This is a genomic window from Pseudomonas imperatae (genome assembly GCF_057128625.1).
Window position 1 is genome coordinate 1 of sequence record NZ_JBSKHP010000078.1, and the last position, 618, is coordinate 618.

Consider the following 618-nt stretch of genomic DNA (forward strand, 5'->3'; position numbering starts at 1 on the left):
CGCTTGGTTGCGGTTGGCCACGAAGGACAGCAATACACCAGCCGTCAGCACGCCTGTGGCGGCCAACGTAGCCACGTACAGCACGCGCCGCACATGCCAGCCGCGCCGCCGTGGACGGGTCTTGCGCTCCGCCAGCAGCGCCGCCCAGGCGCCGTCGAGCTGCAGCAGGTGCTCGGTGCCCGGCACCGGGCCGTCGGTGCGCGCCAGGCTGAAGTGCAAGCCGCGCAGCGGCGTGCTGCGGGCAAACTCGGGCAGCAGCGGCGCCAGCGCCTGGGGCCAGTGGGCGGCACCGTGGGTGTGCAGGTGGTGGCCGAGGTAGAAGAGGAAACAGTGGGTGCGGTGCACCTGGATATGGGCCATGCCCTGCTGGTTCAGGGGTTCGATCAGCTGTTGCAGGGCGGCGCCCAGGTCATCGTCCGGGGCGAGCAGGCAGCCTACCGGCTGGGCGGGTTCGAAAGGTTTGATCCAGGCTTGGGGGCAGACTTCCCAAAGGTACAGGGGCAGCTGCCAGCCTAGGGCCTGGGACAAGTCGCGCAGGTAGCGGCTGCCGGCGGCCATGGCTTTGGGGTCGTGGCTTTGGGGGGTGGTGAGGGTCCAGAGGATGGCGTCGAGGGGGCG

The 618-nt window shown here is 70.1% G+C and carries 1 pseudogene; it reads right to left on the reverse strand.

Going from position 1 to position 618, the window contains the following annotated elements:
• Positions 1 to 618, reverse strand: a pseudogene (locus tag ACWKWX_RS32675) (ImcF-related family protein); the annotation flags it as partial.